The organism is Streptomyces sp., from assembly GCF_036566765.1.
Classification (GTDB): Bacteria; Actinomycetota; Actinomycetes; order Streptomycetales; family Streptomycetaceae; genus Streptomyces.
This window is the reverse complement of record NZ_DATCVQ010000056.1, coordinates 1-12,564: the sequence shown is the minus strand read 5'-3', so window position 1 is coordinate 12,564 and position 12,564 is coordinate 1. Positions and strand designations below refer to the sequence as shown.

10 protein-coding genes are annotated in these 12,564 nt (G+C 74.4%); 4 read left to right on the top strand and 6 right to left on the bottom strand.

All coding sequences use genetic code 11. The features are described 5' to 3' along the window. Positions 1–69: 69 nt before the first annotated feature. Positions 70–999 carry a LysR family transcriptional regulator gene (locus tag VIU94_RS02890; RefSeq protein ID WP_331907159.1) on the bottom strand — a complete coding sequence of 310 codons (930 nt, stop codon included), beginning with the start codon at positions 997–999 and terminating at the stop codon, positions 70–72. A gap of 89 nt (positions 1,000–1,088) precedes the next feature. Between VIU94_RS02890 and VIU94_RS02885 the strand changes: the two genes are divergently transcribed. Continuing rightward, entirely contained in the window at positions 1,089–1,742 is a 654-nt protein-coding gene (locus tag VIU94_RS02885) for a maleylpyruvate isomerase family mycothiol-dependent enzyme (RefSeq protein WP_331907157.1), read from the top strand. Positions 1,743–1,831: 89 nt separating this feature from the next. Further along, on the top strand, positions 1,832–3,232 hold the full coding sequence (locus VIU94_RS02880; RefSeq protein ID WP_331907155.1) for an NADP-dependent succinic semialdehyde dehydrogenase: 1,401 nt from the start codon (positions 1,832–1,834) through the stop codon (positions 3,230–3,232). An 89-nt stretch (positions 3,233–3,321) separates the two neighbouring features. Here VIU94_RS02880 and VIU94_RS02875 read toward each other — a convergent pair whose 3' ends face one another. Both VIU94_RS02875 and VIU94_RS02870 read right to left on the bottom strand, forming a co-directional pair. After that, positions 3,322–4,359 (bottom strand): PHP domain-containing protein, encoded by a 1,038-nt coding sequence (locus tag VIU94_RS02875; RefSeq protein WP_331907153.1) that lies wholly within the window; start codon positions 4,357–4,359, stop codon positions 3,322–3,324. 40 nt (positions 4,360–4,399) lie between these two features. After that, positions 4,400–6,538 (bottom strand): SpoIIE family protein phosphatase, encoded by a 2,139-nt coding sequence (locus VIU94_RS02870; protein WP_331907151.1) that lies wholly within the window; start codon positions 6,536–6,538, stop codon positions 4,400–4,402. 247 nt (positions 6,539–6,785) lie between these two features. Here VIU94_RS02870 and xylA point away from each other — a divergent pair, with 247 nt between their 5' ends. Further along, positions 6,786–7,955, top strand: coding sequence for a xylose isomerase (xylA, locus tag VIU94_RS02865; protein ID WP_331907149.1), 1,170 nt, complete (start codon positions 6,786–6,788; stop codon positions 7,953–7,955). A 60-nt stretch (positions 7,956–8,015) separates the two neighbouring features. Next, on the top strand, positions 8,016–11,315 hold the full coding sequence (locus VIU94_RS02860) for an ATP-binding protein (protein WP_331907147.1): 3,300 nt from the start codon (positions 8,016–8,018) through the stop codon (positions 11,313–11,315). Here VIU94_RS02860 and VIU94_RS02855 read toward each other — a convergent pair. The 3 genes from VIU94_RS02855 to VIU94_RS02845 are packed head-to-tail and all read right to left on the bottom strand — an operon-like array spanning position 11,303 to position 12,449. Next, the gene (locus tag VIU94_RS02855) at positions 11,303–11,695 is read right to left on the bottom strand and encodes a VOC family protein (protein WP_331907145.1); all 393 of its coding nucleotides are present in this window, start codon (positions 11,693–11,695) and stop codon (positions 11,303–11,305) included. The two genes, VIU94_RS02860 and VIU94_RS02855, sit on opposite strands and share 13 nt — an antisense overlap. After that, positions 11,692–11,994, bottom strand: a complete 303-nt coding sequence (locus VIU94_RS02850; protein WP_331907143.1) for an ArsR/SmtB family transcription factor — start codon at positions 11,992–11,994, stop codon at positions 11,692–11,694. The genes VIU94_RS02855 and VIU94_RS02850 overlap by 4 nt, the downstream gene beginning before the upstream one ends. Positions 11,995–12,026: 32 nt before the next feature. Beyond that, a complete protein-coding gene (locus VIU94_RS02845) occupies positions 12,027–12,449 on the bottom strand; it encodes a siderophore-interacting protein (RefSeq protein WP_331907141.1) in 423 nt (140 codons plus the stop codon). Between the last annotated feature and the right edge of the window lie 115 nt (positions 12,450–12,564).

Sequence of the window (12,564 nt, the reverse complement as noted above, 5' to 3'; positions counted from 1 at the left end):
GGCGGTCGCCGTGGCGACCGCCGTCACCGCCGCATCGTGGCCGGTCGAGAAGGCGGGTTGATCGCGACGTCAGCGCGTGCGAGCCGGCGGCAGGGTCGCGCGCAGGCGGTCGAGGAAGGCCCGGGCCGCCGGGCTCGTCGGGCCGTCCGAGCGCCAGGCCAGGGCGACCCGGCCGCGCAGCGCGGGGCGGACGATGTGCAGCACGCACAGGTCGTCCGGTACCGGTCCCTTCTCGCCCCAGGGCAGTACAGCGACGCCCAAGCCGCGGGCGGCGAGCTGTTGTAGCACCTGCGGGGCGGCCGCCTCGAAGGCGACGCGGGGCGCGAACCCCGCCCGCGCGCAGGCCCGTTCGAGCACCGCGCGCACGCCGGCGCCGCGCGGCAGACAGATCAGCGGCCGCCCGGCCAGCTCCGCCAGCGGGACCTCGCCGCGCCCGACGAGCGGGTCGTACGCGCGCCCGGCGAGCGGGTCGGCCGCGGCCACCGCGGCGACCAGCGGCTCGTCCACCACCACGCGGTACGAGAGCCCCGGCGGCGGCTCCGCGTCCGCCGTCCCCAGCAGGGCGACGTCGAGCTCCCCGGCCAGCAGCGCCGCCCGCATCCGCTCCGACGAGTCCTCGGTCAGCGAGATCTCCACCCGTGGGTGCGCATCCCGGAAGTCCGCCAGCAGCGCGGGCAGTTCGAAGGCCTGCCCGGACGCGCCCGACACGACCCCGAGCGTCACCCGGCCGCGCAGCAGTCCGGTGTACTCGTCCACCGCCTGCCGCGCCCCCTCCACCGCCGCCAGCGCCGCCCGCGCGTACGGCAGCACGGCCCGGCCGACCTCCGTCGGCGTCACCGTCCGGCCGGAACGGTCGAGCAGCGGCTGCCCGAGGTCCTTCTCCAGCTGCCGGATCTGTGCGCTCAGCCCCGGTTGCGACAGGTGCAGCCGGGCTGCGGCGCGCGTGAAGCCGCCCTCCTCGACGACGGCGACGAAGTACTGGAGACGGCGGAGTTCCATAACCATCGATTCTAGGTGCGAGCAGATCCAGCTCTTGGACTTATCCACCCGCTCGCCCGCACCCTTGATCACATGAGCGAAGTGATCACATGAGCGAAGCCACGAACGACCGCACCGCGTACGACACCGCCGTCCGGGCCATGATCGCGGCGGAGCGCCGCGAGCTCGCGGACCTCCTCGACGGACTGGACGACGCCCAGTGGCACGCGCCCAGCCTCTGCGCCGGCTGGCGGGTACGGGAGGTGGCGGCCCACATGTCCATGGGCTTCCGGCTCTCGCTGCCCGCGACGCTCGTCGAGCTCGCCAAGGCGCGCGGCAGCCTGCACCGGATGACCGACCGCGTCGCCCGGCGGGACGCCGCCGCCCACGCCACCGGCGACCTCGCCGCGTTCCTGCGGGACAACGCCCACCACCCCTGGACGCCCCCGGTCGGCGGCTTCGCCGCCGCGCTCGGCCACGACGTCGTGCACGGCCTCGACATCACCGTCGCCCTCGGCCACGACCGCCGCGTCCCCGAGGACCGGTTGCGTGTCCAGTTGGACACGATCCGCCCGAGCGGCCTGCGGTTCTTCGGCGTGGACCTCGACGGCGTCCAGCTCCGCGCCGCCGACCTCGACTGGTCGTACGGCACCGGCAGCCCCCTGCACGGCACCGCCCAGGACCTCCTGCTTCTCGCGTACGGGCGCAGGCTTCCCGCGGGGCGGCTGCGCGGCGCGGCGAGCGCCCGGTTCACGGCGGCGTGAGCGACGGCGGTTTCCATCGGCCCCCTCCCGATTGCGCCCGGCCCCGCCCCGGGGGAGGGTCGGAGCGTCGAGTCGGCAGAGGAGACGCCATGCCCATCGCCACCGTGAACCCCGCCACCGGCGAGACCGTCCGGACGTACGAGCCGCACACGCCCGAAGAGGTCGAGCGACGGATCGCCGCCGCCCACGCGACGTTCCTGACCTACCGCACCACCTCGTTCGACGAGCGCGCCCGGCTCATGCGCCGCGCCGCCGAGCTGCTCGACGAGGACCGCGAGGACATCGCCCGGACCATGACCGTCGAGATGGGCAAGCCGCTCGCCGCCGCCCGCGCCGAGGCCGCCAAGTGCGCCAAGGCCATGCGCTGGTACGCGGACCGCGCCGAGTCCCTGCTCGCCGAGGAGCGCCCCTCCGAGGCCGACGTCCGGGACGCCGGGGCGGACTCCGCCTTCGTCGTCTACCGGCCCCTCGGCCCCGTCCTCGCCGTCATGCCCTGGAACTTTCCGCTCTGGCAGGTCGTCCGGTTCGCCGCACCCGCGCTCATGGCCGGCAACACCGGGCTGCTCAAGCACGCTTCCAACGTCCCGCAGACCGCGCTCTACCTGGGCGAGCTGTTCCACCGCGCCGGCTTCCCCGAGGGCTGCTTCCAGACCCTGCTGATCGGCGCCCGCGAGGTGGAGGCGGTGCTCCGCGACCCGCGCGTGGCCGCCGCGACCCTGACCGGCAGCGAGCCCGCCGGCCGCTCCGTCGCCTCCGTCGCGGGCGACGAGGTGAAGAAGACCGTCCTCGAACTCGGCGGCAGCGACCCGTACATCGTCATGGCCTCCGCCGACGTCGAACGCGCCGCGGAGACCGCCGTCACGGCGCGCGTCCAGAACAACGGCCAGTCCTGTATCGCCGCCAAGCGGTTCATCGTCCACGCGGACGTCTACGACTCCTTCGCCGAGCACTTCACCGCCGGGATGGCCGCGCTGACCGTCGGCGACCCGATGGCCGACGGCACCGACGTCGGCCCGCTCGCCACCGAGCAGGGCCGCCGGGACCTGGAGGAACTGGTCGACGACGCGGTGGCGAAGGGCGCGGAGGTGCTGTGCGGAGGGGGCCGGCCCGAGGACCGGTCGGCCGGATGGTTCTACCGGCCCACCGTCCTCGCCGGGATCACGCCCGAGATGCGGATCCATCAGGAGGAGGCCTTCGGCCCGGTCGCCACCCTCTACCGGGTAGGCGACCTCGACGAGGCCGTCTCCGTCGCCAACGACAGCCCGTTCGGGCTCAGTTCCAACGTCTGGACCCTCGACGACGCGGACGTCGACCGATTCGTGCGGGACCTCCAGGCCGGCGGGGTCTTCGTGAACGGCATGACCGCCTCCCACCCCGCACTGCCCTTCGGCGGCGTCAAGCGCTCCGGGTACGGGCGGGAGCTCTCCGGCCACGGCATCCGCGAGTTCTGCAACATGACGACGGTCTGGCGGCGCTCGACCGGCAACTGAAGGCATGTGGGTCCGGGTTGATGCCTAGGGCCTGTCCGCCGGACAGGCCCTTAAGGGGCGGATCGACCCGGACCACGACCCGCGAAGGCTCAGCCCGTCGGCGCCCGCCGCGTCCGCGTCCATTCCACCACCTCGTCCGCCGACCAGGTGTTGATCACCCGCTCCGTCCGCACCCCGCACTCCTCGGCCCGCGCGCAGCCCAGGATCTGCCACTCCAGCTGGCCCGGCGCATGCGCGTCGGTGTCCACGGCGAAGTACACGCCCGCCGCGACCGCCTGCCGCAGCAGCCGGCGCGGCGGGTCGAGCCGCTCCGGCCGGCTGTTGATCTCGACCGCCGCGCCCGAGGCGGCGCAGGCCGCGAAGACCTCCTCCGCGTCGAACTCCGACTCCGGCCGGCCCTGCCCCGTCACAAGCCGCCCGGTGCAGTGCCCCAGGACGTCGAGCAGTGGATTGCCCACCGCCTTCACCATCCGCCGGGTCATCGCAGGCGCCTCCATCCGCAGCTTCGAGTGCACCGAGCCGACCACGAGGTCCAGCCGGTCGAGGAGTTCGGGCTCCTGGTCCAGCGAGCCGTCCGGCAGGATGTCGCACTCGATCCCGGTCAGCAGCCGGAACGGCGCCCAGCGCTCGTTGAGCTCCGCCACCACGTCGAGTTGCTCGCGCAGCCGCTCCGCGGACAGCCCGCGCGCCACCGTCAGCCGCGGCGAGTGATCGGTCAGCACCGCCCAGTCGTGGCCCAGCTCCGCCGCCGTCCGGCCCATCGCCTCGATCGTCGAGCCACCGTCGGACCAGTCGGAGTGCAGATGGCAGTCCCCGCGCAGCGCGGCCCGCAACTCCTCCCCGCCGACCGTCGCCCCGACGTCGAACCGGTCCGCCAACTCCTGTTCCAGACGGGCCAGATACTCCGGCACCTGCCCGGCCAGCGCCTCCCGCACCACCCCGGCCGTCTTCGGCCCGAGCCCCTTCACCTTCTCCAGCGTCCCGGCGGCGGCCCGCCGCTCCGCCTCGCCCGGTTCCATCGCCTCCACCACGGCGCAGGCGGTACGGAACGCCCGTACGCGGTACGTCGGCTCCTGGGCGCGCTCCAGCAGGTACGCGATGCGGTTCAGCGCGGCGACCGGGTCCATGAGGCTTTCCTTCCGTTCCCTTCGTGCCCTTGAGCTCCCGTCACGTGGCGCCCGCGCCGCTGCTGACCGCCGCCCCGGCCCCCGACCCCGCCGACGGACCGATCTCGCACCACACCGCCTTGCCCTCGCCCCGTGGCTCCACGCCCCACCGGGACGACAGGGCGTCGAGCAGCAGGAGCCCGCGCCCCGAGGTCGCCGCCTCGCCCGGAGTGCGCCGCCGGGGCCAGGCGCTGGAGCGGTCCTGCACCGAGAGCCGGACCCGGCGGACCGGCTCCGGCAGCACCTCCAGGGTCAGCACCGCGCCGCCCTCGGTGTGCAGCAGCACGTTGACGAGCAGCTCCCCGGTCAGCAGCTCGGCGTCGTCGGCGAGGTCGCCCATGTTCCAGTCGCGCAGCGCCTGGCCGACCGCCGCCCGCGCGTCCGAAAGACCCTGCGGATCGGCCTGGTGGATGTACTGGTGGATCCGCGGCGCCCGCGGCGTGCCGGGGTCGGGGCTGCGGCGCAGTACCAGCAGCGCCACGTCGTCGCCGGGCCCCCAGCGCTCCCACAGCTGCTCGGACAGGTGGTCGGCGAGCGCCTCCGCCTGCGGCGGACCGCTGCTGACCGCCGCCGCCAGGGCCTCCATGCCCGACTCGATGTCCGAGCCCGGCTGTTCGACGAGCCCGTCCGTGTACAGCACCATCGTCTCTCCCGGCACCAGGTCGAGCCGGGTCTCCGGGAACTCCTCCTCGCCGAACACCGACGCAAGCCCGAGCGGCAGCCCGCCGCGCAGCTTCGGCTGCCCCACCCGGCCGTCGGTGTGCCGGATCAGCGGGCCCAGGTGCCCGGCCCGTACCGCGCGGACCGTGCCCGTGCTCAGGTCGACCTGGGCGTACGTGCAGGTCGCGAACCGGTTCGTGTCGAGCTCGGCGAGAAACCGGGAGGCCCGGGCCAGCACCGTCGCGGGGGAGTGGCCCTCGCCCGCGTACGCCCGCAGCGCGATCCGCAACTGCCCCATGATGGCGGCCGCGTGGGTGTCGTGGCCCTGGACGTCGCCGACGACGACGCCGACCCGCCCCCGGGGCAGCGAGATCACGTCGTACCAGTCGCCGCCGATCTGCCGACCGCTCCACGCCGCGTGGTACCGCACCGCGATCTCGCCGCCCGAGATCACCGGGATCCTGCGCGGCAGCATGGTCTCCTGCAGCCCGGTGGCCAGTTCCCGCTCCTCGTCGAACAGCAGCGCGCGCTGCAGCGACTGGGCGACGATCGCGGCCAGGCCGAGGCTGAGATTGCGCTCGTCCGCGTTGAACGCCGTGCGGCCCCGGTAGAACAGCGCCATTCCGCCCAGCGACCGCGCCTGGGCCACCAGCGGCAGATAGGCCGCCGCGCGGAACCGCATCCGCTCGAGGTACGGGGCCAGCTGCGGAAAGTCCCGCCCAAGGGACGGGAGCGAGGTGACGAACCGGGGCCGGCCGCTGAGCACGGTCTCCGCCAGCGGCAGCCCCCGGTCGAGGCGGCGGCTGCGGAAGTCGTTGAGGACCTCCAGGGACTCGCCGCTCAGCGCGATGATGTTGAGGGCGCCGTTCTCCACCAGGCCGAGCGCCAGGCCGTCCGCGCCGAGCCTGGCCAGTCCGCCCGGGCCGGTGAGCGCGGCCGTCACGTCGTCCACGGTGACGGCCCGGGACAGCGCGTGCGTGGTCCGCTCGACGATGCTGGTCTGCACCTCGCGGCGCTTCTCCAGCTCCAGCATGAACGCCGAGTGCGTCACCTCGGCCGTCGCGTCCCGGACGATCCCGACGATGCGGTGCGCCATGCCCTGCGGGTCGCGCAGGATGCGCGCCTGGACGTGCGTCCACTGGGGCGTGCCCTCGTCGCGCTCGATCCGGAAGTGCGCGGTGTACGAGGAGCGGCCGCTGACGATCGCCTCGCGGATCACCGCTTCGAGGCGGGTCCGCTCCTCCGGGTCGAGATGGGCCGTGAGGGAGGCCGGACGGGAGTCGAAGCCGTCCGGTTCCAGCCCGAACACCAGCAGGGCGGGGTCGTCGATGTCGATCGTCCCGGTCGTCAGATCCCAGTCGAAACTGCCCGTGCGGTTCATGGCGAGCCGCTCGGTGGGGCCGATCTCGCCATTGCGCGGCCCGTCCGGCGCCGGGGGCGGGGGCGAGCCGGCAGGCAGGCGCCGGTCGTCGTCGGTCATCCCCCTCATTGTCGAACCGGCGGGGCGGGAACGCCATGGCGGTGCGCGGACTGTCCGCCCCGGACCGGTACGGGATTGCTCCGAACGGACGCAGCGGGGGTGCACGGCGGTGCATGGGGGGTGCACGGGCGCGTGGGGGAGGAGGGGCGTGCGCGGTCCTTCCCGGATGGGGCGCGGCTCTGCATCATTAGTCATGGCAATGAACAAATTCGCGTCTCATGATGCGCGTCTCATGAAGGGGCCGATGATGACGGAACGCTTCACTCCCGTGCCCGAGGACAGGTTCAGCTTCGGTCTGTGGACGGTCGGCTGGCAGGGCCGAGACCCCTTCGGCGACGCCACCCGGGCGCCCCTGGATCCCGTGGAGACCGTGCACCGCCTCGCCGGCCTGGGCGCGTACGGCGTCTCGTTCCATGACGACGACCTCATCCCCTTCGGCGCGTCGGACAACGCCCGCGACGGCCACGTGAAGCGCTTCCGTCAGGCCCTGGACGCGACCGGTCTGGTCGTCCCCATGGCCACAACCAACCTCTTCACCCACCCGGTCTTCAAGGACGGCGCGTTCACCGCCAACGACCGCGACGTGCGGCGTTACGCGCTGCGCAAGACCCTCCGCAACATCGACCTCGCCGCGGAGCTCGGCGCCCGGGTGTACGTCGCGTGGGGCGGCCGGGAAGGCGCCGAGTCCGGTGCCGCGAAGGACGTACGGACCGCGCTGGACCGCCTGAAGGAGGCCTTCGACCTGCTCGGCGCGTACGTCACGGAGCAGGGCTACGACCTGCGCTTCGCGCTCGAACCCAAGCCCAACGAGCCGCGCGGCGACCTGCTGCTGCCGACGGTCGGCCACGCCCTCGCGTTCATCGAGCGCCTGGAGCGGCCCGAGTTGTACGGGGTGAACCCCGAGGTCGGCCACGAGCAGATGGCCGGGCTCAACTTCCCGCACGGCATCGCGCAGGCGCTGTGGTCCGGCAAGCTCTTCCACATCGACCTCAACGGCCAGAACGGCGTCAAGTACGACCAGGACCTCCGCTTCGGCGCGGGCGACCTGCGGTCCGCGTTCTGGCTCGTGGACCTGTTGGAGACCGCGGGTTACGAGGGCCCGCGCCATTTCGACTTCAAGCCGCCTCGCACGGAGGACGCGGACGGGGTCTGGGAGTCGGCCGCGGGCTGCATGCGCAACTACCTGATCCTCCGCGCCCGAGCCGCCGCCTTCCGCGCCGACCCGGAGGTCCGCGCCGCCCTGCAGGCCGCCCGCCTCGACGAACTGGCCCGACCCACCGCAGAGGACGGCCTCACCGCGCTGCTCGCCGACCGGACGGCGTACGAGGACTTCGACGCGGCCGCGGCCGCGGCGCGCGGCATGGCCTTCGAACGCCTCGACCAGCTGGCGCTGGAGTTCCTGCTCGGGGTGCGCTGAGGGCGGGTGCTGGGACGCGGCGGGGACCAGGTGCCGGGACGCGGCGGGGACAATGGGGCGGTGACGTCCTCGTACCGCCTTCGCATCCTCGGCCCCACCCGTGCGCTCGGCCCGGACGGGGCCGAGCCGGCGCTCAGCGGTGGCCGGCTGCGGGCGCTGGTCGCCGCGCTCGCGGCGGCAGGAGGGCGCGGCGTGGACGTCGGCGGGCTCGTCGCCCTGGTCTGGGGCGAGGACGACACTCCGGTCGCCGAGCGGACGCCGGCGCTGCAGGCGCTGGTCGGACGGGCCCGGCGGGTGCTGGGGCGGGACGCCGTGGTGTCCGTGCCCGGCGGGTACCGGCTCGCGGTGGAGCGCGACGACGTGGACCTGTTCCGGTTCGAGCGGCTCGCGGAGGAAGGCGCGTCCGCGCTGCGGGGCGGCGATGCGGGGCGGGCGGCGGGACTGCTCGACGAGGCGCTCGGGCTCTGGCACGGCCCCGTCCTCGCCGATCTGCCGGACCGGGACGACGACCCCCTCGTCGTACGAGCCGAGCGCCGGCACGTCGAGGCGCGCCGCGACCGGCTGGCCGCCGACGTGGCGCTCGGCCGCGCCGCCTCCGCCCTCGCCCCGCTGGCCGCGCTCACCGCCGAGCACCCGCTGGACGAGCCTCTGCAGGCCCTCCGCCTGAACGCGCTGCGCGCGGCGGGCCGGCCGGCGGAGGCCCTCCAGGCGTACGAGTCGGTCCGCCGCCTGCTCGCCGACCGGCTGGGCACGGATCCGGGACCTGAACTCCAGGAAATCCATGCGGAGTTGCTGTCTCCGACCGCGTCCCCCGACCCCGCCGGCGACCCTCGTGGCCTGCCCGCCCGGCTTACTGGCTTCGTCGGCCGCGTCCGCGAACTGGACGCGATCGGGCGGGAGGTGACCGAGCGTCGGCTGGTGACGCTCATCGGCGCAGGGGGCGTCGGGAAGACCCGGCTGTCGCTGGAGGTCGCCGACCGGGCCGGCGCGGCCTGGCGCGACGGCGTGCGGGTCGTCGAACTCGCGGCGGTACGGGACGGGTCCGCCGTCCCCGCCGCCGTGCTCACCGCGCTCGGGGCGCGCGAGACGCAGCTCTGGGCGGGGGCCGGCGCGCCCGAGCAGCCGGGCCGGGACGCGCTCGCCCGCCTCGTCGAGCACTGCGGACGCCACCGCATCCTCGTCGTGCTGGACAACTGCGAGCACGTGGTCGATGCGGCGGCGGCGCTGGCGGAGGCGGTACTGGCGCACTGCCCGGGGGTGACGGTCCTGGCGACGAGCCGGGAGCCCCTGGGCGTTCCGGGCGAGGCGGTGCGCGCGGTCGAACCGCTGCCGCAGGAGACCGCACTCCGGCTGTTCGCCGAACGGGGCGCGGCGGTCCACCCCGGGTTCGACCTCGCGGACGACCCGGAGGCGGCGGCCGAGATCTGCCGCCGCCTCGACGGACTGCCGCTGGCGATCGAACTCGCGGCCGCCCGGCTGAGGTTGTTGACGCCCCGCCAGATCGCGAACCGCCTCAACGACCGGTTCCGCCTCCTGACCTCCGGCGCCCGAACCGTACTGCCCCGCCAGCAGACCCTGCGCGCGGTCGTCGACTGGTCCTGGGACCTGCTCACGGCCCCCGAACGCACGGTGCTCCGCCGCCTGTCGGCCTTCTCCGGCGGCTGCGACCTGGCGGCGGCGGAGGCGGTGTGCAGGGACCGGGGCGACGTCCTCGACGTCCTCGGCGCGCTTGTCGACAAATCGCTCGTCGTGGCCGCACCGGATCCGGACGACGGGGGGATGCGCTACCGGCTCCTGGAGACCGTCGCCGAGTACGCCGGCGAGCGGCTCGACGAGGCGGGGGATCGGGGGGAGACCGAGGGGCGGCATCTCGTGCACTATCGCGAGCTCGCCCGGGCCGCCGACCCCGACCTCCGTGGCCCCGCCCAGAGCGCAGGGCTCGCGCGGCTCGAGGTCGAGCACGACAACGTGCGCGCCGCGCTCCGTACCGCCGTCGCGCGCGGCGCGGAGCAGGACGCGCTGTGCCTGGTGCTGTCCATGAACTGGTTCTGGCAGCTCCGGATCCACCAGGACGACGCCCGCACCTGGGCCGCCGCGGCCGCCGCCCTCGGCCCCGACCCGTTCCGGCGGCCCGTCCGCCCCGCGGTCCCGCTCACCGAGCGTCCCGTCGACAGCCCGCCGCCGTGGTCCGAGGAGCAGCTGTGGGAGGCCCGCCGCGGGGCCAGGATGCTGCTCGTCGCCGCCCAGGGCGGCGACGGCGCGAACGCGTTCGAGGCCCCCGAGAACCGCGCCCACCTGGCCGCCGTCGTCGAGGCGTACCGGCCCGGGCTGCCGCAGAACCGACGGCAGCCGGGCATCATGTGGTTCTTCGCCCGCCTCATGCTCGGCGAGTACCGCTCCCTCGGCGAGTCCCTGACCGCCCTGGTGGACTCCTGCGCCGCGCACGGCCCCGACTGGGACCTCGGCTTCGCGCTGCTCATGCGGGCCAAGCTGCTCGGCGGGAGCGGCGCGGACGCCGACCGGGCCCTCGCCCTCTTCGAGGCCGCCGGCGACTCGTGGGGGATCGCCGAGGCCCTCTCCGCGCGCGGCGAGGCGTACGAACGCGCCGGCCGACTCCCCGAGGCTGCAGCCGACTTCGAGCGGGCCATGGCCGCCGTGGCGGAGCTCCGCGCCTGGTCGCAGGTGCCCGTCTTCAAGGCACGGCTCGCCGGCGTACGGCTGCGGACGGCGGCCGACCCGGCCGCGCGCGAGGCCGCCGAAGAGGCCCTGGTCGAGGCCGCAGCCGAGGCGGAGCAGGTCGGCGTCGAGGCGGTGAGCACGGCCGCGATGCTGCTCATCCAGCACTACGGCGAGACCGGCCGCACCGACCTCGCCCGCACCCGACTCGACCGCCTCGAAGAGGCGTTCACCTCCGACACCCCGGCGCTGTTCACCGGCATGGCCGGCGGCATGCGCGGCTGGCTGGACTGCCTCGACGGCCGTACCGCCTCGGCCGCCGCCCATCTCGCCCGCGCGATCGCGCAGTTGGAGACCCTGGCGTACCTCGTCGCCCCGCACCTGGTCATCGGCCAGTTCCCCACCGCGGCCTGGGCGTACGCGCACGAGGGCCGCGCCGAGGACGCCGCCCGCCTCCTCGGCGCGTACGACACCCTGAGCGCGGACCCCGGCGAGGCAGCGTTCCGCCTGGTCTCCGAGGCCACGGAATCGACGATCCGCACCCGTGCGGAGTCGGAGACGCGGGCCGCCCTGCCGCCGCGCCGGTACGCCGCGCTCCACGCGGAGGGCGCCGAGCTCCCCGTCCGTGAGGCGGCGGCGCTGGTCCGGGGCGAGCCGGGGCGGTCGACCGCCTACTTCGGCTGAGTCGCGATCTGGATGAGGTTGCCACAGGTGTCGTCGAAGACGGCGGTGGTGACGGGGCCCATCTCCAGGGGCTCCTGGGTGAAGTGGACGCCGAGGCCGCGAAGGCGCGCGTACTCGGCGTGCACATCGTCGACGGCGAACTGGGCGAGCGGGATGCCGTCCGAGACGAGCGTGTCGCGGTAGGGCTTGACGGCGGGGTGGCCGGCGGGCTCCAGGAGGAGCTCGGTGCCGCCGGGCTCGTCGGGCGAGACGACGGTCAGCCATCGGGCGCCCCCGCCCATCGGGACGTCGTACTTCTTCACGAAGCCGAGGACCTCGGTGTAGAAGCGCAGGGCCGCGGCCTGGTCGTCGACGAAGACGCTGGTCAGATGGATCTTCATGGGGTGCTCTTCTCCGGTCCGGATGTGTCGGGCGCGAGCCATCGCTCGGCGATCTGCCGCAGCGGGGCCGTGTTGAGGTCGTGGAACTTGTAGCGGCCCTCCCGCCTGGTCTCCACGAGCCCGGCGGCCTCCAGTACTGCGAGGTGCTGGGAGACCCCCTGACGCGAGAGCCCGAGCTGATGCTTCATGGTCAGCCGCGCACAGATCTCGAACAGTGTCTGTCCGGACTTCTCCGTGAGCTCGTCGAGGATGGCGCGGCGGGTGGGGTCGGCCAATGCTTTGAAAAGGTCGTCGGCCACGACCACAGAATAGGCAAGTTCTCACTTGCCTATCAAGTCGAGGCGTTCCTGGGCCTCGGCCAGGTCCTCCCGGGCCGCGCCGTACGCGCCCAGCGCGCCGCCGGGCCCTCGTCGACCCCGGTGTGCAGGTGGAAGTCGACGTCGACGGTCCCGGCCACCGGGTCATGGGCCCGGAGCGTGTAGCTCCGCATCCACGGCCTGCGCTCCTCGGGGATCGCCGCGTACGCGGCGTACCAGCGCATCACGTCGCTGCCGTCCCCGCCGTCCGCGCCGTGCTCGGGCAGCACCGGAGTCGTTCCCTCCGGGCGCGGGAAGAACAGCTTGACCTGCTGGTCAGGCCCGGCGAGCGCGAATCCGGCCAGGTCGGCCCCGCCCAGCGTGACCCGGGTCATCCGCGGGCTGAGGGGGCGGACGGCGGCGACCTGGAGGCGCCGGATGGGCAGAGACGGGGTCATGGGTGTACTCCTGAGGTGTGAGGCCGTGTCTGCGCCCACCCTCGCCCCGCTCGCCGACGCGACGTCGACAGCGGACCGACACGTCTGTCGGCGCCGCGTCGGCGCGGGGCCCGGG

Coding starts and splice junctions, on each gene's coding strand:
- VIU94_RS02890 (WP_331907159.1), bottom strand. CDS start 999: ATGGAACTCCGCCGTCTCCAGTACTTCGTCGCCGTCGTCGAGGAGGGC.
- VIU94_RS02885 (WP_331907157.1), top strand. CDS start 1,089: ATGAGCGAAGCCACGAACGACCGCACCGCGTACGACACCGCCGTCCGG.
- VIU94_RS02870 (WP_331907151.1), bottom strand. CDS start 6,538: ATGACCGACGACGACCGGCGCCTGCCTGCCGGCTCGCCCCCGCCCCCG.
- VIU94_RS02880 (WP_331907155.1), top strand. CDS start 1,832: ATGCCCATCGCCACCGTGAACCCCGCCACCGGCGAGACCGTCCGGACG.
- VIU94_RS02855 (WP_331907145.1), bottom strand. CDS start 11,695: ATGAAGATCCATCTGACCAGCGTCTTCGTCGACGACCAGGCCGCGGCC.
- VIU94_RS02875 (WP_331907153.1), bottom strand. CDS start 4,359: ATGGACCCGGTCGCCGCGCTGAACCGCATCGCGTACCTGCTGGAGCGC.
- VIU94_RS02845 (WP_331907141.1), bottom strand. CDS start 12,449: ATGACCCCGTCTCTGCCCATCCGGCGCCTCCAGGTCGCCGCCGTCCGC.
- xylA (WP_331907149.1), top strand. CDS start 6,786: ATGACGGAACGCTTCACTCCCGTGCCCGAGGACAGGTTCAGCTTCGGT.